This is a genomic window from Shewanella subflava, assembly GCF_025971955.1.
GTDB classification, from domain to species: Bacteria; Pseudomonadota; Gammaproteobacteria; order Enterobacterales; family Shewanellaceae; genus Shewanella; species Shewanella subflava.
On sequence record NZ_JAPDMX010000030.1, the window covers coordinates 92234 to 113200 of the forward strand.

The following is a 20967-nucleotide window of genomic DNA, read 5'->3' on the forward strand; positions in this document are numbered from 1 at the left end:
ATGCTTGAAATTCTGTTCTTATTATTGCCTATCGCAGCTGGCTACGGCTGGTATATGGGGCGCAGAAGTATTCTGCAGCGCGATAGTCAAAAAAGTAAAAAATTAAGCCGTGATTATTTTACGGGTTTAAATTTTTTGCTTTCTAATGAATCAGATAAAGCAGTCGATCTTTTTATCAGTATGTTAGATGTTGATGATGACACCATAGATACGCATCTGTCATTAGGCTCACTATTTCGTAAACGTGGTGAAGTTGACCGCTCGATACGTATCCATCAAAATTTGATAGCAAGGCCACACTTGACCACTGAACAGCGCGATATTGCGATGATGGAGTTAGGTAAAGATTATATGGCAGCCGGTTTTTACGATCGTGCTGAAGAAATATTTCTCAACCTAGTTAATCAAGAAGAACACAGTGAAGAAGCTGAGTCACAACTGATTTCAATTTATCAAGTCACTAAAGAATGGCAAAACGCCATAAATGTCACCAAAAAACTGCCAAAGAAACGTCAACAAGTATTTAAATGCACCATAGCGCACTTCTATTGTCAGCTAGCAGATGAAGCATCTGACACTCAGGTTAAAATTCAAAAATTACAATCTGCCATAAAACAAGATGAAAAATGTGGGCGTGCTTGGTTAGCCTTGGCTAAAATTTATCTCGATAGCCTTTTATTTAAAGAATGCAAACTGGCACTGGGACAATTATTAGACGCTGATCTTGCGCTTTTCCCCGACAGCATCAATATCGCTAAACAGGTTTACCGTCAAACATCAGATTGTGATGGGTATGAGCAACTGCTTAGCGAAGCATTAACAAAAGGTGCTGGCGCTACTGTTGCTATTGCATTAGCGGAGCATCAAATCAGCAAAGATAACAGTGAAAAAGCTGAAGCTATGATGCTGGATAATTTATATCGCCACCCAACAATGAAAGGGTTTCAGCATTTAATGAAACTCCATATACAACAAGCTGAAAATGGTAAAGCTAAGCAAAGTTTAGCTATGCTTGAAAAGCTTGTAGAACAACAAATTAAATTTCGCCCTAGTTATCGTTGCCACGAATGTGGCTTTCCTGCCCATGCTTTATATTGGCATTGTCCGTCATGTAAACAGTGGGGCAGTATAAAACGTATAAAAGGGTTAGACGGGGAGTGATTTACTTCTCGTGCAGAAAGAACATTAATCAATATTATTTCAAAGCACTAAATGTTTAAGTTGGAGACAGTATGACTGACAAACCGATTGTTGTGGCATTAGATTACGACAACAAAGCTGATGCCTTAACGCTTATAGATAAACTCGATCCTGCCATGTGTCGTTTAAAGATTGGCAAAGAGATGTTTACTCTGTTCGGACCAACATTAGTTAAGGATATTCATAATCGTCATTTTGATTTGTTTTTAGATTTAAAATTTCATGATATCCCTAACACGGTAGCCAAAGCAGTGAGTGCGGCAGCAGATTTAGGTGTGTGGATGACGAACGTTCATGCTAGTGGCGGTTTGGCTATGATGCAAGCTGCTAAAAATGCGCTATTGCCATATGGTAAAGAGGCGCCGTTACTCATCGCCGTAACCGTGTTAACGTCAATGTCAGATGAAGACTTAGCATTACTTGGTATTAATGTACCCGCATTTGAACATGTACTTCGCTTAGCTAAACTGACACATCAAGCAGAGTTAGATGGGGTGGTGTGTTCCGCTCAAGAAGCCAAATTGTTGAAATCTACTTTTGGAGAGCACTTTAAATTAGTGACGCCAGGTATACGACCTGCGGGGAGTGACGCGGGCGATCAGCATCGCATTATGACGCCGCCACAAGCGATAGCGGTAGGTTCAGATTATTTAGTCATTGGCAGACCTATTACCAAAGCTGTTGATCCACTCGCAGCTTTAACTGCAATTCACCAATCGTTGCAAACACAAATTTAGCTGTATTCAACCTCACTGCACTTTTATAAGGAATAAATATGTTTGATTATACTAACCAAAACGTTGTCGTTGTCGGTGGTACCTCAGGTATTAATTTACAAATTGCAGTGAGTTTTGCGAGCGCGGGCGCTAATGTGGCCGTAGCAAGTCGAAATATCGACAAAGTGAATGCTGCGGTTGCATTATTAAATAAAACGAATCCAAACGGCAATCACCTTGGTGTGAGTTTTGATGTACGTGATCAGGATGCTCTAACACAGGGTTTTGACGTTATTGCAAAATCATTTGGCCATATAAATGTCCTTGTTAGTGGTGCAGCAGGTAATTTTCCTGCCAGTGCGGCCAAACTTTCAAATAATGGCTTTAAATCTGTTATAGACATCGATTTACTTGGTAGTTTTCAAGTGTTGAAGCAAGCATATCCTTTATTACAGCGCCCCAATGCTTCTATTATTCAAATTTCTGCCCCGCAAGCCTATATTGCAATGCCACTTCAAGCGCATGTTTGTGCCGCTAAAGCAGGGGTTGATATGTTAACCAGAACATTGGCAATTGAATGGGGATTAGAAGGCGTTAGAATTAACTCTATTGTGCCGGGCCCTATCGCTGACACTGAAGGTTTTAATCGTTTAGCTCCCAGTGAAGCTTTGCAGCAAAAAGTGGCTTCTAGCGTGCCTTTACAACGAAATGGACAGAAACAAGATATCGCAAATGCGGCATTGTTTTTAGCTTCGGATATGGCAGCTTATATCACAGGTGTGATTTTACCCGTCGATGGCGGATGGTCTTTGGGTGGCGCCAGCATCGCGATGACAGAATTAGGCAGTATGGCTGTAAAACAAGGTTTATAATTAAGGATTTACCATGGCAAATGCATTACAAGAACAGTTACTTAAAGCCGGTTTAGCCAGCAAACAAAAAGTTAAAAATGCGAGAACACAACAACGTAGAGACAAAAAAGCGAACGTTGATGATGGCAGTGCTGCATTAAAGCAACAAATTGCTGAGCAAAAATTACAGCAAGCCATTAAAGACAAGCAGTTAAATGAACAGCGTTTTAAAGAGGCCAGCGAAAAAGGCCAAGTAAAGGGGTTAATTACCGAATTTACCCGTTTTGCAATTACGCTACCTAAAGATGCAGAAACGAAGTTTAACTATACGTTAGACAACAAAATTTATTCTGTTTATGTAAACGATAAAATTCAAGCACAACTGCTGAATGGATCTTTAGGGATCATACGTTACGAAGACAAAAGCTATTTAGTACCACATAAACTTGCTGTTAGAGTTAAGCTTTTAGTGCCTCAATGGTGTGGCTACCTTTGGGATGAAACGGCTAAAAATGCACTAGAGCAGGTTAGCGATGCAGATGACCCTTATGCTGATTATGCAATTCCAGATGATTTAATGTGGTAATCAATTTATTTAACCTCACATAGTGAGGTTTTTTTATGCTTTGATGTGTTGTAGTGCTAAAACTTGCTGACAATAGGCAAGCTGATGTCGAATGGGATCGAGATATTGCGAAGCATTCAAATCGAGCAAAAACCAGTTTGATTGTTGAACCTCCGGTTTTTGGTTATAAAACAAACTTTCACACTTTAGTAATTTTTCTTGGGTTGCAAATGCCAACCAAAATTGAATATCAAGCGACGCCAATACATTTAAGATGTTTAACTGATCTTCATAGTCATTTGGTCGCTGAGTTTGAATTTTCAAGCTTGAAAATCCTGTTCCGTCGATTGTTTCATGTGGTAAACCCAATAGGATGCTAAAAGGATCGTCAATGAATGGTTCAGAACGCTCTTGTGACACCCTTGGTGCTATATATAACTCTGGCCAATATAAATGCGGGTGACTAAGAGCAATACCCATAGCGACTCTTCGCTCGCCAAGCCAATTATGTACCATACAGGGTAATGTATCAGCAGCGCTCATTTGCTCGGTACGTTGCAATGAGGGCAGCAATGACATCCGCATTAAGGAAACTTGTTTCGAAATCATTGCCAACGTCACCGCAGTGGTGAGTCCTGATGATGGCCAGCAATCAATTCGATTGACTAAGCTTTGCGCCACAGTGGTGAGTATCTCGACAAAGGCTTTATCATTCGTACTTCTTTCAACTTTAAAGGCTTCGCTCACACCAGCATATGGGCCATTACAAATATTAATTGTGTCAGTATGTACCGTGGCGTTAAATGTAATGGTCGCACCTTCGCTAGAGGGCAGCCATTCACCATCAGCATTACCAATAATGGTGGCTTGTTCAAGAGAATGGTATAGCGCTGCTAAAGACATCATGGTTACTATAAATCCGATTAATGGGCATATTCTAACTTAAAAAATAAACTAGATTAAGCCCAAATAAGGCCTCTTAGGCTTGTTGCAGTTTGTTGGTTGAAACTTATTCGAGTTCAACAGGTGTAAAGGTGGTAATTTGATTGATACCTCGCCACGGTTTATTTACATAGATGCATTTAAATTTATCTGGCCCCCCATTCGCAAGTCGTTACCAATGCAAGCTTGAGATGCTAAACAGGCCAAAATAATCCATAAATAAAAAAATGTGCTTAGTAACGATTTTTGCCGAGTTTGTTCTTGTATTCGTCGCTTAATTTCTATAAATTTAAACAACCGTTTAAATTATTCGTTTGAGAGACTGATATGAACCCATACCAAGCGCCGCTAAAGGACATGCAATTTTTGTTAGAAGACGTATTTGAGGCAACAAATACGTGGCAACAATTGCCAGAATTATCCGAAATGGTCGATATTGATACCGCGCTTGCTATTTTAGACGAAGCTAGCAAAATCAGCCGTGATCTTATTCATCCTTTGAACAGAATCGGCGACGAGCAGGGCGTAGTGCATGAGGGTGATAACATCATTACACCTGATGGGTTTAAAGAAGTTTATAACCAGTTCTCTGAAGGTGGCTGGGTAGGCCTATGCGGAGATGCTGAATTTGGCGGTATGGGAATGCCCAAGATGCTTGGTATTCTAGTCGATGAAATGGGCTACAGCGCTTGTAATTCATTCGTCCTTTACAGCTCGCTGACGGCCGGCGCTGCACTCTGTATCAATGCCCATGCTAATGAAGAATTAAAAAACACCTATTTACCAAATCTATACTCTGGTCAGTGGGCTGGAGCAATGGACATGACCGAACCCCATGCAGGCTCTGATCTGCGTGGTATTCGCACCAAAGCTGTTCCGCTAGATGATGGAAGCTATGCCATTACCGGTAACAAGATCTTTATTACAGGGGGTGATCAAGATTTAACCGAAAATGTCATTCACCTTGTGCTCGCTAAACTGCCTGATTCCAAGGGCATTTCACTGTTCCTAGTGCCGAAAATCAAAGTAAACAAAGATGGCAGTCTGGGTGAGTCAAATGGTGTGACTGTAGGTTCAATAGAACACAAGATGGGCTTAAAAGCCTCGGCTACCTGCGTGATGAATTACGATAATGCAATTGGCTATTTAGTTGGCGAGCCTGAACGTGGTTTAGTTTGTATGTTTACCATGATGAATTACGAACGATTAGCCATTGGTATTCAGGGTCTAGGTAATGCTCAAGCGGCTTATCAAATGGCCAGCGAATATGCTAAAGAGCGTTTACAAGGTGTTGCCGCAGGAGCGAAACCTACAGGCGTGTCAGATCCTATCATTGTACATGGTGACGTGAGACGCATGCTGTTAACCATTAGAGCCATGACAGAAGCTGGTAGAGCGTTATCGGTATTAACAGGTAAACAATTAGATTTAGCAAAATACGCACAAGGCGATGTTAAAACTAAAGCTGCACAATATGTTGGATTGTTAACCCCGGTTGCTAAGGCATTTTTAACCGATAGAGGATTAGACGCCACAATCATGGCTCAGCAAGTATTTGGTGGACATGGATATATTCGTGAGACGGGGATAGAGCAGTTTGTTCGTGACACACGTATTGCGCAGATTTATGAAGGTACAAATGGTATTCAAGCCATTGACTTTTTAGGACGTAAAGTCACGGGAGATAACGTAGAGACACTGACGTTATTCGTTAATGAATCCATAGAGACACTCAAAGCCTTGACTCATGTTTCTGATGAGCATGTAAATCAGGTTACGACAAGATTTAATGCACTTTTAACCACTGCAACCTACATTAATGATAATAAAGGCACTCAGCCTGCATTGATCAATGCTTCAGCGGTAGACTTTTTAGATGCTTTTGGTTACACCTTATATGGTTACTTCTGGTTAATGATGGCAGATAAATCTACCGATCATGCGGATCCTCAGTTTGCCATGCAAAAGCGTTATTTGTCTGAATTTTATATTAACAAATTACTCATTAAAGCTGATTATCATTTAGCGCAAGTTAATAATGGTGATACATCGATTATGCAGATGCCAGCGGAAATGTTTTAAAATTTATTTGTCTAACTTTCTATTATTTAAAACAAAAAAGCACCGTTAAGATGCTTTTTTGTTGTCTAGGAGTCATGAAGCTCAGCTTTTGATTATCTATGCAGCACAAATTGCGCTTTGTAATGTTAACTGCGATAAATTGACTTGCCATCGGCCTCAAAGATGTGTGAAGACGACGTTAGAGCAATACCCAATTAGATACACCTTGTACCAGTTTTATTTGAAATAAATGAATATGAATATGTTAAAACTCACTTATTCAACACTTATCATGATTTGATGCTTATTCAGATAAAGGGTCAATCAACACTTGTGGTTGCTTCACTAATGGCATATCCATTAAACCTTGTAATAATACCGCCGAAAATGGGGCTTTTTGTTTACGCTTAATTTGTGGACTTAAACCATTTTCAATCAACACAAATAAATATGTTTTGCCATTTGACGCAATAAATTGCCCCGCCAAATTTGCGACGCCCAACATACTGCCCGTTTTCGCCATCACCTTATTTTTTAATGGTGGCTTATTAAAATATCGCTTGTATCTTAATGTGCCGCTTTTACCGGCAACAGGTAAGCTATCGAGCAGATAATGATAATTTGGATCCGTTGCAATTACTTTTAATACCGACATTACGTGTTCAGCGGCTAATAAATTATAGCGTGATAAACCTGAGCCATCAGCCACATTGGCAGTTGTTAAATCGATGCCAAACTCTTGTAACATAGCGACAAATGCTTTGGTGGTTTGATTAAAATTTAATGGCTGGTTAACATATTTTTCTGCGCTGGTGCGGAGTAAAGCCTCTGCCATTAAATTATCTGATTTGAGTAACATCTCATCTATCAATTCGATAAGTGGAGCTGATAAGTGGCGCGCAATGAGAGTGAATGCTTGCGGGCGTTGCAATTCTGCTTGAACAATTATTTGACCATTAAAGCTGATGTTATGCTTTTTAAAAATACTTTTAACCACATTCACCGCATATCCTTGGGGCTCACTGACCGCAATCGCCAGAGGGAGTGATTTAGCCCCAGAATAACAGCCCTTTATTGTAAAGTGGTTACTGTCTTTACGTGAAAGCTGCAGATCACACGGAACTCCTTTTTGTTTGGTTTGTGTATAGACGGCCTCATTTTCAACAAATATAGGTCTTTTCCCCATCACTTTTAATGTTGCCGTGTTATTAACACCATTGGCACTTAGACGAGCAAAAACACAATTTTTATCAATAATAAAGCTCGACAGCGGCGCGGCATAACATATCCCTAAATCATCCCACACCCAGCCTGGTGCTTGAAGTTGATCTTGATGATGGCCGATTATATGAATGTTACCATCAATCTTTTTTACCCCAGCCTTTGATAAATTGTTTATCAAATCGGTCAAATCACTTTGTTTTAAGGTAGGATCACCTGAAAATTCAATATAAACATTATCATTCAACGTGCCACTCACAGTAGATAAAGGCTTATCAGTGTATAAACTGGTTTGATAATGAAAAGATTGACCGAGTTGTTTTGCACTGATCAAGGCTGTGAGTAGTTTTTGAATGCTTGCAGGATTCATGAGTGCGTAGGCGTTTTGTTGATACACACTTCGATTATCATTTAAGTCCCAAACACTGAGTGCCACTAAAGACTGTTTAGGCGTGATAAAGTCCATCAATGCCATGACATGTTGTTGATCTTCTGATGGTAACTGTATAGATGATTCTTCTGAGTGAGCAAGGTTCACCGTAGAATAAACAGTGACGAATAACAAATAAGGCAATATGAAACGGTTAATTTTAGCTAAACGCATATAGATACTAATTTTGAACGGCTTAGCGACTAAATTACGCCATATTGATCTCTTTTGAAATCCTTTGCATCAAATAAACATTAAATGTGTTTTTACTTAACCCAATGACACAAATGCTTATAAAATAAGCGTTATAAGGGCTTGTTTAATGCGTTTGATGAGAAATTTCTTGCTCATTCGATGTTATATCGGTACTTTCTATGCCAATTTATTCATCATCCGAGTTAGCAACATGCCTCATATCACAATACGCGGAGTGACACCGTACATTGCCGAGACCATAAGCAACTCACTATTTGAACAGTTATCAATTATCTGCGGTAACACCAAAAGTAGTTATACGTTAGAGTTATTAGCATCAAAACAATTTACCGGTACAACACCTTTTTTGAAATTCGTTTTGGTTGAGATATTTTGGTTTCCACGTGAGAAGCCAATTCAAGATGCTGTCGAATGCGCTATTCGCGATACCCTTACAGCTGTGGACGATTCATTAAATGATATCGCTGTTATGTTTCACGTATTAGATCGTCAACGTTACTATCGCAATGGTAAACATTTTTAAGGAGGATGCCTTGCTGGACAAGCTAGGTGGAATTTCACTATCACCTGATGCATTAAGTTGGTTGTTAACACCCGAAAACTTTAAAAAAACGTTAATGGACCATATTGCTTCAGCCCAAACATCCATTTATATCGCAGCTTTGTATCTTGAAGATGACGAAGCGGGTAGAGAAGTACTGCAAGCACTTCTTCATGCTAAAGCGTGTAATCCGCAGTTAGATGTAAAAGTCCTTGTTGACTATCATCGTGCACGCCGTGGATTAATTGGCCAAAAAGGGGACAGTGGTAACTATATTTTATATCGTAAAGCCATCGCTGAAGCTGAATATCCCATTGATATTTTAGGCGTGCCAGTCAAGTCGCGTGAATTTATGGGCGTCCTGCATTTAAAAGGCTTCATTATAGATGACACTGTGATTTACAGCGGTGCAAGTATAAATAATATTTATATGCAACAGGGCGATAAATATCGTTTTGATCGTTACCATGTTATCAAAAGTGCAGAACTCGCAAAAAGCATGCGAAGTATGATCCAGCAATTTATTATCAATGATCCTGCCGTTACAGCCTTAACACAACCTGCTGACACTGAAGTGGTGGGGGAAAAGAACGATATTCGCAGTTTTAAAGGTCGTTTGTCTCAAGCTAAATATGACTATCTTTCAACTCGAACTGGCAATCGAGTTACGCCTTTGATTGGTTTAGGTAAAAAAGATAATGCTCTTAACCAAGCTGTAATTGACCTAGTTGATAGTGCCACTAAGCACCTTTTTATTTGCACGCCTTACTTTAATCCTCCGGCAGCTTTATCAAAAGTTATCACCAAAAAGTTAAAAGAGGGAGTGAAAGTCGATATTGTTGTTGGCGATAAGACGGCAAATGACTTCTATATTCCACCCGAAAAAGATTTTTCAACTATTGGTGCTTTGCCATATATGTATGAGCAGTCGTTACGTAAATTTGCCAAACGTCAACAATGGGCAATAGAGTCGGGGCTACTTAATATCTTTTTGTGGAAACATGAACATAATTCCTATCATTTAAAAGGAATAAGTTGTGATAACAAAAAACACTTGATCACGGGGTCAAATTTAAACCCACGAGCTTGGGCACTGGATCTTGAAAATGGCTTGCTATTACACGATGAATCTGGAAGTTGGAAACAGTCATTCACAAATGAACAAGCGCATATTTTGCAACATACCGAAAGGCTATTTCACTATAGCCAATTAGATTCGTTACGAACTTATCCTCAACCAGTACAAAAAATTATGAATCGCATTCGGCGATTAAAAGCAGACTTTTTGCTTAAACGTATTTTATAATGACTCAATAATTTTTCTAAAATCATCACTGTTAACAGTGATGATTTTTTCATTACATGAGCCAAGGTTATGACGGACAAGTCAATAGCATCACCGCACGCCGTCCACCAGTTATATCAATACAGAAAATCACTCTCAACCAAGCCTTTTGGTGCCAGAGGTAAAAAACTCATTCGCTGTGACTTTTGCTTGCTTGGTGTACAGTTTTGTACCTGCCATCTTCGTGAATCACTTAATTCTTCACTCAGTTTTATGCTGATAATGTACGATGATGAAGTACTCAAACCCACTAACTCTGGGCGGTTAATCGCTGATTTGATCCCTGATACCCATGCATTTTTGTGGAATAGAACCGAACCTGCTGCACAAATGCTAGCTTTACTCGAAAGTAATATTTACCAACCCTATTTAATTTTTCCTGAGCAATATATTGAAAATGACCAAACGGTCATTAGCCAGATCACTCATGACAATTTATCCACTAAACGTCCGTTATTGGTGATGTTAGATGGCAGTTGGCGTGAAGCAATCAAAATGTACCGTAAAAGTCCTTACTTACAAAAAATGCCCGTATTATCTTTTGCACCTGAGATGTTGGCAACTTATGCGTTACGTAAAGGTAGTCATGAATTTCAATTAGGTACAGCGGAAGTTGCGGCATTAGCAATCGAGGCTGCAGGAGAACCCCTAAATGGTATCGTGTTACAAAAGTGGTTTGATTTGTTTGTTGAGTCTTCCTTATTAGGCCGAAATAGACGGGCCAAAGACACTCTCACGCCAATCATTCAGTTTGAAATGCAGTATAAAAATGCCCTACAGGCAACTAAACATGCGCCATAATGGGTTAATTTATTCGCGATTGTCCTGTAGACGCAGTAAGATAAAGTTTGCTAACAAGTTTCAATTTCTTCCAAGGACAATTAACCCATGAGTGATGGAGCCACTAACCAAGGTTCAAATCGTGTTAATCATAAATTGGTGATCCTTTACCGACTTGAGCCTGGATGTTTAGGGCCAGATGGGATTGATCATATTGAAGTATTTTGCCTTATTGCCCAGAAGGCATTGCATTCACTTAATGCTGATATTTGTCAGTGGCAGCTAACCCCAAGATTTGATAAAAGTTTAGATGAAGCACAATATAGTCTAGCGGGCAAAATTCTGACTAAAGACAAAGCAATTAAATACATGCATGCGTGCAATGCAGAACTTAGCCAACTTGAAGAATTTTTTGAAGACAAACTTACTGAACTGATTAATAAGTATATTGCGAGGAAACTTCCTTCTTCAGAATAAACGATAACATTAGGATTACCCATGTTCGAAAATCAAAACCACGCGACTTTATTAGTTCAATTACAACAGTTTTTTGGTTTTGAATCATTTAGGGAAGGTCAGTTAGCCACAATTGAACAAGTGATTGACGGTCATTCAACCTTAGCAATATTTCCAACAGGGTCAGGTAAGTCGTTGTGTTACCAGCTAAGTGCGTTGAATTTACCCCATGTGACCTTGGTTATTTCTCCACTGCTCGCGTTAATTCATGACCAGTTGTTATTTTTAAAATCAAAAGGGATTAATGCTGCGAGTATTGACTCCGGCTTGAATCAACAACAAATCCAATCTGTAATGCAATCGGTCAAACAAGGCGATTGTAAAATTTTAATGGTGTCTGTTGAACGTTTCAAGAATGAGCGATTTAGGCAATTTCTTTCGCAGATCAAGATATCCCAACTTGTGGTGGATGAAGCCCATTGTATTTCAGAATGGGGCCATAACTTTAGGCCTGATTATTTAAAAATCCCCCAACTTTGCCAAATATTCGCTATTCCGCAAGTGCTTTTACTTACCGCAACAGCAACTAAAAAAGTTAAGATGGACATGTGTGCTCGATTTGCCATTGAGCCGCAACATGTAGTCCAAACGGGTTTTTATCGTAACAACCTTAATCTACAAATTCAGCCAGTGGTGCAAGCCGATAAAAACATGGCCTTAGTTAATAATATTAACCACCTCACTGGCAGCGGAATTGTTTATGTGACGCTTCAACAAACCGCCGAACATGTTGCGCAATACTTAAAATTAGCGGGCATTAATGCCACCTCTTACCATGCAGGAATGGATACCGAATCAAGACAACAAATTCAGCAACAATTTATGTCTAATCAAGTGCAAGTGATTGTGGCGACTATTGCATTTGGAATGGGAATAGACAAATCAGATATTCGTTTTGTTATCCATTACGATTTACCTAAGTCGATTGAGAATTACAGCCAAGAAATCGGCAGAGCTGGACGAGATGGTCAGCCATCAACCTGCATAACGTTAGCCAATTTAGATGGATTAAACACCATTGAAAACTTCGTTTATGCGGATACCCCTGACTTAGCCGATGTTACCTTATTGCTCAACATCATTAAGCAGGAAACAGATAAAACAGGCACTTGGGAAATGCAAGAGTTAGCACTCTCAAAAGCCTGTAACATTAAAACCTTGCCATTAAAAACCTTATTAGTGCAATTAGAATTGCACGGTATCATTGAACCCCGCTTTGCTTATTTTGCCGATTTTAAGTATCAACTGTTAGTTGACAAATCAGTACTACTTAGCCGTTTTAACGCATCCAGAGCTGACTTTTTACAGCATATTTTTGATCATACCCAGTTTAAAAAAATCTGGGGGCAGCTCGATTTTGATGGGCTACATCAAGCCACTCAAACTCCCCGTGCTAAAGTTGTGGCCGCATTGGAATATTTAGCCGAGCAAGATCTGATTATTTTAGAAACAAAAAAAATGACTCAGGTATTTCATGTTAATATGAAAGACCTTATGCAGCATACCATCGCGACACAAATGCAGCAGTACTTTAAAGACAAAGAAACCAAAGAAATAAAACGGATTGCTCAATTGGTACGTTTTTTTGAGCTAACGTCTTGTTTATCAAATAACTTAGCCAACTACTTTGATGATAAACAGGCACCTATTCATTGCCAGCATTGCAGTGTCTGTGATGGACGGCCTGCACAGTTACCCGTAACTCAAATTAGTCAAGTTATTGATGATACACAACTTAGCCAGTATATCGACGAGTTGAAGCAACATGTTGCCAGTAAAAATATCATACTTAGCCATACCACAATCATTAAATTTTTAGCCGGTATGAGTGTGCCAATTTTTGCAAGGCTGAAGGTTAAAAATTTAGCAGGGCATGGCGCGTTAAGTGAATGGCGTTATCAAGATATCGCTAATGCTATAGACACTTTGGAGGATAAATGATTATTGATAGTGATGAACTACTTAAAAAACATTCAAATTTAATTCACAGCGAGGGAGTCACCGTTGAATCCCATACCCAGCGTGAGCAGGGTGAGTGGTTTTTACAAACCTTGATGGTGAAAGGTTATGATGTGCCGTTTAAGTATCGTCGTAATAAAAAATATAAAAACTTAACCGGCCAAAAAGTCAATTTAACCTATTACCCAAGAGAAGAAACCATAGCGGGTTTTAAAGTTGAAACCATGCAGGTTGTGCGTATTAGGCGGTTTTAGTTAACGTTAAACACTAGCTCGGGGATCAAGCCGAGCTAATTGGGATAATTAATCATTATTTACTGAAAGTAAAAGGGCTATCAGCGCGCCAAATGCGGTAACGCAGTTCAGTATTTTCTGGTAAATAGAATATTTTTGGCAAGCGACTGTCGTAATTTACCTTAATACTTTCTCCCAGCATGACAAATTGGGTAGTTTTAGGATCTTTACACATCATCATAGTACTTGGGCCTGACATGACATTATCTACTTTGACATAATCATAACCCCAACCTTCAACTGTCACAGTTTGCACATCACCCATTAATCGGTGTCGATTACAATCAACTAATTTATTTTGGCCGATTTGAATCTCTAGTAAAAAATCATCTTCATTGGCCAATTTCGGTAACGTAATAACATGTTGTTGCATACCACTGGCAGCCACAGGAAACATGTTAATTTGGTCCGATGTACTTGGATGACTTTGAGTAAATACCTCAGTTTGAACTGCAGGTGTATTCAGTTGTTCCTGTTCGATAGGACTTGTTGCCATTGCACTTCCTGACACTGTCATACTCAAACCAATAAAACCCGCCATGATATGGGATGTATTAATCATAAAAACCTCTGTTGAAAGTCCTAATTTTAAAGACTTTAGAATGATTTAATTCAGTAACGATAAGTGTAAACGTAAATATTATGGAAAAGGGTTAAATTTTTTTAAAACTTACGTCAACTTATTCTTGTTTATTATTTTGAGATGAATACGTAAATTAGCAATAACATATTACAGCTAAACATTTGTTTTCCTGTAACAAGTGTGACATAACATAGTGATAATACTTAACATAACAAAAATATTCTTAGGTAGTCCTAGATGATGCATCATAACCAAAATATTGAACAAACTGCAGATATACTGAGATTAGCGGTACCTAAAATGACAGAGTTGAATATTCCAGTCACCCCTGAAAATTATGCGATTTGGTACGATTATTTTGCAGAAACAAACTTAAATTTAAAGCGTGCCATTGATGGACTTCTTGCCAATAAAGTCGTGTTTTCACCTAGCGTGAATACGGGACTTTACAATCGTTTCATTGAGGAACGAAGTCCTGAAATCATCGAAAATGTTCAAATTGAAACCCAAATTCTAATCAAAAGCCTATTTAACAAAATAGATGAAATAACAGCAGGTACAAGTTCTTTTGGTGAAAACCTGCATCAATTTGGTGATCAATTACAGCAAAACCCCACAGCAGAGGTGCTCAGTGGTTTAGTCTTCAATCTTGTGGCCGAGGTTGAGCAGGTGATTGCTGATAATGCCAAGATGCGAAATGATTTATCAAGCCTTGGTGAAGAGTTATATCATCTTAAAGGTGAGATGGATAACTTAAGTAAAGTTGCAATGACTGATGAGTTAACATCTTTAAATAATCGCCGTGCTTATGAAACCTTCGCCTTAGAACAGCTTACGCGATTTCAAGAAGCTCAGGTAGATTGTTGCCTGCTGTTGATTGACATTGACCACTTTAAAATTTTCAACGATACCTATGGCCATCTGATTGGTGACAAGGTGCTAGCCTACGTTGCACTAGCACTTAAAAATGCCGTCAAAGGCGATGACTTTGTTGCCCGTTATGGCGGTGAAGAGTTTATTATTATGTTGCCGGACACAAAAATTTCAGATGCTGTAACGGTTGCAGAAAAATTACGTGAACGTATTTGTGCAAAGCAATTAACCATCGGCAAAGAAACGAAACAAAACCTAGGACATATCACCGTATCGATAGGCGTTTCCAAGTTTAAAACGGGCGATGATTTGGACACTTTACTTGCAAGGGCTGATAAACAATTGTATCTGGCAAAATCAGACGGTAGAAATTGTGTTAAGTATTATCAAGAATAATGAAATACAACATTATGGGGTAGGAAGTGAACGATTTCTGCCCAACCTTTTTGCTTCATACAACGCTTTATCGGCATGATTTATCAGCTGATCTAGGGTTAATTGCGGGTTATATTGTTTAATTCCAATGCTTATCGTCACTCTAATATCTTCATCATCAAGGCTTATTGGATGTTGAAAAACAGTGCACCGCAATCGTTCCGCTACATCAAAGGCCTCTGTTTGATCCGTTTGTGCCAGAATAAATAGAAACTCTTCACCTCCCCAACGTGCAACATAATCGGTTTCTCTTAGTGATGTTTTAAATACTTGGGATAATTCAGTCAGTACTGCATCTCCGGCACTGTGGCCATATTTATCGTTGACGAGCTTAAAGAAATCGATATCACATAACAAAATTGAAAATGGCTTGGACACATCAGCAACAGCAATTTGTTCATTTAATTTCAGTTGAGCATCACGACGATTGTGTAATCCAGTTAAATCATCATAATGGGCTAAACGATGAAATTTTTTATTTAATTCCAATGCTTTATTATATAACTCGCTTCGTGAATATTCATACAACGCGGACAAAAAACTGATTGTCAAAAATGAATATAGTAAACGCAGTTTAAATTCGATTGGATAAATGGCATGGGCGTAAAACGATTGCGGAATAAACATAATTAAGCAAATCAGTAAAACAAAAACCGCAATATTTATCAGACCTCTTCGTAAACCATGGACATATAAAGACACCGGAGGAACGATAAAAATCCATAGCGGACCGGTAGAGGCAACGCCACCAGAGTAAACGAGATATAGCATTAAGGCATAAAGTGAATAAATAATGATGTAAGAACTGAGTTTTACTTTGTTTTTATTGTTAACCAAATAAAACGCCAGTCCATAGACAACGCTGGCAAAGAGTAAACTGATCGCAAGTATGCTGTTTGCGTTTTTTACAGCAAAACACATCATGACAAAGGTAATGCTCATGCCGACCAACGAAAACAAGGCGATCACACGAGCTTGTTGCAATTCACCAAAACTTTGCAGTTTACTTTGGTTTTTCATGTTCAATGATGTGCATTCTCAATGTCATATTTTAATCAATACTATCACCGAGATCCATAATGGCAAATCGTTGTTTTACGCTATGTAATTCGTATAAATATAACAATGCTTGCTTAATGCTCAGCCATTTACAGCATTTGAGAGGGGTTTTAAGCCTGATTAATAGCTATGAAATTTTCAATCAGTTAGTATTCGCCATTAATAAACATTATTTCAGTTAGGGCAGAGCACTTATGACACAAGACGTTTTTTTCCCCATAGGGACACCTGGACAACCTTGGAATGAGCAAGAAAAAGCACAGTGGCTTGCGCAAGTGACAATCAAGCGCAGTTATCAAGACGAGGTTATTAGCCAGTTATCAAGTATTTCTGACACTTTTCAACAGATTAATTACGGCGCCCTTGATTTTAACCCTGAAAAATACCCATTGTTTGCGTTTAAATCTAAAAACTGGGATAACAATAAAAAAACCATTTTAGTGACAGGCGGCGTTCATGGTTATGAAACCAGTGGTGTACATGGCGCCATCCAATTCTTAAAAACTAAAGCTGCTTTTTATGAATCATTTTTTAATATTGTAGTCGCCCCTTGTGTTAGCCCGTGGGGATATGAAACCATTAATCGATGGAATCCTTATGCGGTCGATCCCAATCGATCATTTTACCCTGATAGTCCTGCCAATGAATCAGCGGCATTAATGTCGTTTGTTGCAACACTGGGTGACATTTATGCTCATATTGATTTACATGAGACAACCGATACTGATGAGCTAGAGTTTCGTCCAGCATTGTCCGCTAGAGATGGCAAACACTACGAAAAGGGAATTATACCCGATGGTTTTTATCTCGTTGGGGACTCAGACAACCCTTGCCCTGAGTTTCAAAAAGCCATTATTGACTCAGTGAAAAAAATTACCCATATCGCTCCCGATGATGATGGCGAATTAATCGGTGTTGCTATCGAGCAGTTTGGGGTAATTAACTATCCAACCAAGAAACTGGGCTTGTGTGCAGGTATGACAAATAATCAGTTCAATACCACTACAGAGGTTTATCCTGACAGTCCTTTAGTGACAACGCAGGAATGTAATGATGCTCAGGTAGCCGCAATTACTGGCGCCCTTGATTACATTATTGATTATATGAAGTAATCTGATTTAGACATCAACACTAAAGCGACATGGCTTTGCTTTAGTGTTGTTTTAAAATATTAACTGTATTGCTTTACGCGCCATCATTTCTTTCACCACAACTCCGTATTGTTTATTGTCAAAACAGGGCTTTTGGTTGATACCCCAAGCAAATCTCTCTATAATGCAGCGCTTATTTTTGCTTCATTTTTAATACTTTTTTGTCTATGCCTTGCATGGTGCAGGTCATTACTTTGTCAACTATGCTTGCTAAAGTACGGCATTCGCAGACAACCCGATTTGGAATTTCATTTTGATTACTACAGCTAACATCACAATGCAGTTTGGCGCAAAGCCACTGTTTGAAAACATCTCTGTTAAATTTGGTGGCGGAAATCGCTACGGTTTAATTGGCGCAAATGGTTGTGGTAAATCCACCTTTATGAAAATTCTTGCTGGCGATCTAGAGCCATCAAGCGGTAACGTTTCGTTAGACGTTAACGAACGCATGGGTAAATTGAACCAGGATCAATTTGCTTATGAATCCTTCTCGGTTGTTGATACTGTGATCATGGGTCACCGTGAACTGTGGAAAGTAAAACTTGAGCGCGATCGTATTTACTCGCTACCCGAAATGAGTGAAGAAGACGGTATTAAAGTTGCTGAGCTCGAAATGGAATTTGCCGAAATGGATGGCTACACAGCAGAATCTCGTGCTGGTGACTTACTTTTAGGTGTGGGTATTGGTACCGACCAACATTTTGGTTTAATGAGTGAAATTGCTCCTGGTTTTAAATTACGTGTGTTGTTGGCCCAAGCACTATTCTCAGACCCTGATCTACTGCTGCTGGACGAACCCACCAACAACTTGGACATTGATACCATTCGTTGGTTACAAGATATGCTAAATCAACGTAACAGCACCATGATCATCATTTCGCATGACCGTTATTTCCTTAACTCAGTGTGTACCCACATGGCTGACTTAGATTACGGTGCATTGCGTGTTTATCCTGGTAACTATGATGAATACATGATGGCCGCGCAGCAAGCGCGTGAACGTTTGCAGTCTGATAACGCCAAGAAAAAAGCCCAAATTGCTGAGCTGCAAACTTTCGTTGCGCGTTTCTCTGCTAACGCTTCAAAAGCAAAACAGGCAACATCACGTGCCAAGCAAATTGATAAAATAAAACTTGATGAGATTAAAGCATCAAGTCGTGTTAATCCGTTTATTCGCTTTGAGCAGGAAAAGAAGTTATTCCGTAATGCATTGGTCGTGGAAAATCTTGCAAAAGGTTACGATGCGCCATTATTCAGTAACTTAAACTTAATGGTTGAAGTGGGTGAGCGTATCGCCATTTTAGGTGAAAACGGTATAGGTAAAACAACTTTACTGCGTACTTTGGTCCATGACATTCCACAGGATGAAGGTACAATACAATGGTCTGAAAACTCTAACATTGGTTACTATGCACAGGATCATGAGGCAGACTTTGCTAACGATATGAGCTTGTTTGAATGGATGAGCCAATGGCGTAAAGAAAATGATGACGATCAAACGGTGCGCGGCATTTTAGGTCGGATGTTATTTGGATCAGACGACATTAAAAAGTCAGTTAAAGTTTTATCTGGTGGTGAAAAAGGTCGCATGTACTTTGGTAAGCTCATCATGCAAAAACCGAACATTCTATTGCTTGACGAACCGACTAACCACATGGACATGGAATCGATCGAGTCATTGAACAATGCATTAGAACTGTATGAAGGTACTTTAATTTTCGTATCCCACGACCGTGCATTCGTGTCTTCTTTGGCCACGCGTATTATTGAAATTACCGCAAACGGAATTAATGACTTTAAAGGCACTTATGATGAGTTCCTTGCAAGTAAAGGTATTGAAGGTTAATTGCAAATAGTGAAAGTCATTAGCCCTGAACGAAAGTTCGGGGCTTTTTGTTTTTAGCGATGTAGACTCAATTTATCATTAACGATAAGAGGCAATTATGAGCTTAACTCAAGAGCAAGTTGTTCAAACAATGACAAAAATGCTTTGTCGTAGTAATTTTAATATTAAAAATGTGACTGAATTCATGTTGCCTGAATTGAAAGAAGCCGTTTATTTACACCTTGATGCTAAAACACCATTACTGATAATTAGACCTGCTTTTGAGGTTTTTTCTGGCGAATTAGCTACCATTAATGGTGTACATGCAAAATACGATTATCATCACAATGCGCAAATGACCCGTTTTCCGACTCGTCGCAATAAAGGCGTATCTGAAGTGCATTACGGTTTAGCTTTTAAGTTTGATGACCAAAATGCAGTTGAAGCATTTATTTGTCGTCTCATTGAAATTGTTAAAGGCGGCTGATAATCAGATAATCATTAGCAAGGGAGGCCCTATGACACGTTCGTTTGATATTAATCAATTTAATTATCGCTCCACTGGTTTTGGGCAACCACTAGTGTGGTCGCATGGCTTATTAGGTTGTATGCAAAGTGAAGATGCTTTAGGAATTTATGCATGGCATCGATTTCCTAAAAAGCTAACATTACTCAGATATGACGCCTGTGGGCATGGTCTTTCTGCATCTTCATCCCACAAATCTGATTATTTGTGGACTAGCCTAGCAAATGATTTACAACAACTAATACTTAAAGTGTTGCCAAATCAATCGGTTGTTTTAGGTGGTCAATCAATGGGCTGTGGCAGTAGTTTGTTTGCGGCATTGAACCAACCTGATAAGGTAAAAGGACTTATTTTAATGAATCCTCCTACCGCTTGGGAATTAAGAGCCGCACAACATGATTATTATATTAAAGTGGCTAAAGCGGCAAAAATCCTTGGTGGAAAAGGGCTGGCAAAAATTAATGCCAAGCATATTGATAGAATGTTACCCCCGTGGCTAATAGAGGCGCATAAACATAGTGTTCTTGGTATGTTGGACGGCTTAAAAAGTATGAAACGTTCAAGTCTTGAACCCCTTTTTTTAGCCGCTGCAGAAAATGATTTACCCTCCCAAGCGCCACTCACACAGCTTCACATTCCTTGTCTCATTCTAGCCTGGGATAACGACGCAAACCATCCTTTATCTATCGCTAACACTTTAGCTTCTTTGTTACCTTTAGCCGAATTGCACGAGGCGAAAAATATGGCTGATGTTGACGAATGGCCAAGCCTCATCACAAACTTCTGTTTAAAATTAGCTTAAATTTATGACGGAATTCACAACTTTGTATTCTTTTATCATCTCAGGATTTAGTTTTCTCGCGCTTTGACCGATATAGA

Annotated in this window: 20 protein-coding genes; 16 read left to right on the forward strand and 4 right to left on the reverse strand. The window is 39.1% G+C overall.

Translation table 11 applies throughout. The annotated features are described in order from the left end of the window. From lapB to OHT75_RS14670, 4 genes are all read left to right on the forward strand, one after another. Complete coding sequence (lapB, locus tag OHT75_RS14655) at positions 1 to 1161, forward strand: lipopolysaccharide assembly protein LapB (protein WP_264727937.1); 1161 nt, start codon at positions 1 to 3, stop codon at positions 1159 to 1161. Between the two features lie 71 nt (positions 1162 to 1232). After that, positions 1233 to 1937, forward strand: a complete 705-nt coding sequence (pyrF, locus tag OHT75_RS14660; protein ID WP_264727939.1) for an orotidine-5'-phosphate decarboxylase — start codon at positions 1233 to 1235, stop codon at positions 1935 to 1937. A gap of 38 nt (positions 1938 to 1975) precedes the next feature. Continuing rightward, the gene (locus tag OHT75_RS14665) at positions 1976 to 2788 is read left to right on the forward strand and encodes an SDR family oxidoreductase (RefSeq protein WP_264727941.1); all 813 of its coding nucleotides are present in this window, start codon (positions 1976 to 1978) and stop codon (positions 2786 to 2788) included. Between the two features lie 13 nt (positions 2789 to 2801). Further along, entirely contained in the window at positions 2802 to 3353 is a 552-nt protein-coding gene (locus OHT75_RS14670; protein WP_264727942.1) for a DUF2058 domain-containing protein, read from the forward strand. A gap of 33 nt (positions 3354 to 3386) precedes the next feature. Here OHT75_RS14670 and OHT75_RS14675 read toward each other — a convergent pair whose 3' ends face one another. Then, positions 3387 to 4238 carry a hypothetical protein gene (locus OHT75_RS14675; protein WP_264727944.1) on the reverse strand — a complete coding sequence of 284 codons (852 nt, stop codon included), beginning with the start codon at positions 4236 to 4238 and terminating at the stop codon, positions 3387 to 3389. Positions 4239 to 4601: 363 nt separating this feature from the next. On the opposite strand from OHT75_RS14675, the gene OHT75_RS14680 reads away from it, so the two are divergent. After that, complete coding sequence (locus tag OHT75_RS14680; RefSeq protein WP_264727946.1) at positions 4602 to 6356, forward strand: acyl-CoA dehydrogenase family protein; 1755 nt, start codon at positions 4602 to 4604, stop codon at positions 6354 to 6356. 283 nt (positions 6357 to 6639) lie between these two features. Here OHT75_RS14680 and dacB read toward each other — a convergent pair whose 3' ends face one another. Further along, a complete protein-coding gene (gene dacB, locus OHT75_RS14685) occupies positions 6640 to 8160 on the reverse strand; it encodes a D-alanyl-D-alanine carboxypeptidase/D-alanyl-D-alanine endopeptidase (protein ID WP_264727948.1) in 1521 nt (506 codons plus the stop codon). Positions 8161 to 8392: 232 nt separating this feature from the next. Between dacB and OHT75_RS14690 the strand changes: the two genes are divergently transcribed. The 6 genes from OHT75_RS14690 (at position 8393) to OHT75_RS14715 (ending at position 13597) form a co-directional block, all read left to right on the forward strand. After that, positions 8393 to 8725 (forward strand): DUF1904 domain-containing protein, encoded by a 333-nt coding sequence (locus OHT75_RS14690; protein ID WP_264727950.1) that lies wholly within the window; start codon positions 8393 to 8395, stop codon positions 8723 to 8725. Between the two features lie 10 nt (positions 8726 to 8735). Continuing rightward, positions 8736 to 10049 carry a CDP-diacylglycerol--serine O-phosphatidyltransferase gene (gene pssA / locus OHT75_RS14695; protein WP_264727951.1) on the forward strand — a complete coding sequence of 438 codons (1314 nt, stop codon included), beginning with the start codon at positions 8736 to 8738 and terminating at the stop codon, positions 10047 to 10049. A gap of 69 nt (positions 10050 to 10118) precedes the next feature. Continuing rightward, complete coding sequence (locus OHT75_RS14700) at positions 10119 to 10889, forward strand: tRNA-uridine aminocarboxypropyltransferase (protein ID WP_264727953.1); 771 nt, start codon at positions 10119 to 10121, stop codon at positions 10887 to 10889. 87 nt (positions 10890 to 10976) lie between these two features. Continuing rightward, positions 10977 to 11345 (forward strand): hypothetical protein, encoded by a 369-nt coding sequence (locus tag OHT75_RS14705; RefSeq protein WP_264727955.1) that lies wholly within the window; start codon positions 10977 to 10979, stop codon positions 11343 to 11345. A gap of 21 nt (positions 11346 to 11366) precedes the next feature. After that, entirely contained in the window at positions 11367 to 13325 is a 1959-nt protein-coding gene (locus tag OHT75_RS14710) for a RecQ family ATP-dependent DNA helicase (RefSeq protein WP_264727956.1), read from the forward strand. Beyond that, positions 13322 to 13597 carry a hypothetical protein gene (locus tag OHT75_RS14715; protein ID WP_264727959.1) on the forward strand — a complete coding sequence of 92 codons (276 nt, stop codon included), beginning with the start codon at positions 13322 to 13324 and terminating at the stop codon, positions 13595 to 13597. The genes OHT75_RS14710 and OHT75_RS14715 overlap by 4 nt, the downstream gene beginning before the upstream one ends. A gap of 55 nt (positions 13598 to 13652) precedes the next feature. Here the strand turns inward: OHT75_RS14715 and eco are convergent, their stop codons facing one another. After that, positions 13653 to 14198, reverse strand: a complete 546-nt coding sequence (gene eco / locus OHT75_RS14720) for a serine protease inhibitor ecotin (protein WP_264727961.1) — start codon at positions 14196 to 14198, stop codon at positions 13653 to 13655. Positions 14199 to 14459: 261 nt separating this feature from the next. Here eco and OHT75_RS14725 point away from each other — a divergent pair, with 261 nt between their 5' ends. Continuing rightward, positions 14460 to 15488, forward strand: coding sequence for a GGDEF domain-containing protein (locus tag OHT75_RS14725; protein WP_264728204.1), 1029 nt, complete (start codon positions 14460 to 14462; stop codon positions 15486 to 15488). 12 nt (positions 15489 to 15500) lie between these two features. Here the strand turns inward: OHT75_RS14725 and OHT75_RS14730 are convergent, their stop codons facing one another. Further along, a complete protein-coding gene (locus tag OHT75_RS14730; protein WP_264727963.1) occupies positions 15501 to 16547 on the reverse strand; it encodes a GGDEF domain-containing protein in 1047 nt (348 codons plus the stop codon). 233 nt (positions 16548 to 16780) lie between these two features. Between OHT75_RS14730 and OHT75_RS14735 the strand changes: the two genes are divergently transcribed. The 4 genes from OHT75_RS14735 (at position 16781) to OHT75_RS14750 (ending at position 20890) form a co-directional block, all read left to right on the forward strand. Further along, positions 16781 to 17698, forward strand: a complete 918-nt coding sequence (locus tag OHT75_RS14735) for a M14 family metallopeptidase (protein WP_264727966.1) — start codon at positions 16781 to 16783, stop codon at positions 17696 to 17698. Positions 17699 to 17990: 292 nt separating this feature from the next. Then, complete coding sequence (locus OHT75_RS14740) at positions 17991 to 19583, forward strand: ABC-F family ATPase (RefSeq protein ID WP_264727968.1); 1593 nt, start codon at positions 17991 to 17993, stop codon at positions 19581 to 19583. 97 nt (positions 19584 to 19680) lie between these two features. Beyond that, on the forward strand, positions 19681 to 20049 hold the full coding sequence (locus OHT75_RS14745; protein WP_264727969.1) for a hypothetical protein: 369 nt from the start codon (positions 19681 to 19683) through the stop codon (positions 20047 to 20049). Between the two features lie 31 nt (positions 20050 to 20080). Further along, positions 20081 to 20890 (forward strand): alpha/beta fold hydrolase, encoded by an 810-nt coding sequence (locus tag OHT75_RS14750; protein WP_264727971.1) that lies wholly within the window; start codon positions 20081 to 20083, stop codon positions 20888 to 20890. Positions 20891 to 20967: the final 77 nt, after the last annotated feature.

Bases quoted from the DNA above. Each gene is read 5' to 3' on its own strand.
- OHT75_RS14665 (WP_264727941.1), top strand. From the start codon at position 1,976: ATGTTTGATTATACTAACCAAAACGTTGTCGTTGTCGGTGGTACCTCA.
- pyrF (WP_264727939.1), top strand. From the start codon at position 1,233: ATGACTGACAAACCGATTGTTGTGGCATTAGATTACGACAACAAAGCT.
- OHT75_RS14750 (WP_264727971.1), top strand. From the start codon at position 20,081: ATGACACGTTCGTTTGATATTAATCAATTTAATTATCGCTCCACTGGT.
- OHT75_RS14730 (WP_264727963.1), bottom strand. From the start codon at position 16,547: ATGAAAAACCAAAGTAAACTGCAAAGTTTTGGTGAATTGCAACAAGCT.
- OHT75_RS14670 (WP_264727942.1), top strand. From the start codon at position 2,802: ATGGCAAATGCATTACAAGAACAGTTACTTAAAGCCGGTTTAGCCAGC.
- eco (WP_264727961.1), bottom strand. From the start codon at position 14,198: ATGATTAATACATCCCATATCATGGCGGGTTTTATTGGTTTGAGTATG.
- OHT75_RS14735 (WP_264727966.1), top strand. From the start codon at position 16,781: ATGACACAAGACGTTTTTTTCCCCATAGGGACACCTGGACAACCTTGG.
- dacB (WP_264727948.1), bottom strand. From the start codon at position 8,160: ATGCGTTTAGCTAAAATTAACCGTTTCATATTGCCTTATTTGTTATTC.
- OHT75_RS14700 (WP_264727953.1), top strand. From the start codon at position 10,119: ATGACGGACAAGTCAATAGCATCACCGCACGCCGTCCACCAGTTATAT.
- OHT75_RS14710 (WP_264727956.1), top strand. From the start codon at position 11,367: ATGTTCGAAAATCAAAACCACGCGACTTTATTAGTTCAATTACAACAG.
- OHT75_RS14715 (WP_264727959.1), top strand. From the start codon at position 13,322: ATGATTATTGATAGTGATGAACTACTTAAAAAACATTCAAATTTAATT.
- OHT75_RS14690 (WP_264727950.1), top strand. From the start codon at position 8,393: ATGCCTCATATCACAATACGCGGAGTGACACCGTACATTGCCGAGACC.
- OHT75_RS14745 (WP_264727969.1), top strand. From the start codon at position 19,681: ATGAGCTTAACTCAAGAGCAAGTTGTTCAAACAATGACAAAAATGCTT.
- OHT75_RS14675 (WP_264727944.1), bottom strand. From the start codon at position 4,238: ATGATGTCTTTAGCAGCGCTATACCATTCTCTTGAACAAGCCACCATT.
- OHT75_RS14725 (WP_264728204.1), top strand. From the start codon at position 14,460: ATGCATCATAACCAAAATATTGAACAAACTGCAGATATACTGAGATTA.
- OHT75_RS14680 (WP_264727946.1), top strand. From the start codon at position 4,602: ATGAACCCATACCAAGCGCCGCTAAAGGACATGCAATTTTTGTTAGAA.
- OHT75_RS14705 (WP_264727955.1), top strand. From the start codon at position 10,977: ATGAGTGATGGAGCCACTAACCAAGGTTCAAATCGTGTTAATCATAAA.
- lapB (WP_264727937.1), top strand. From the start codon at position 1: ATGCTTGAAATTCTGTTCTTATTATTGCCTATCGCAGCTGGCTACGGC.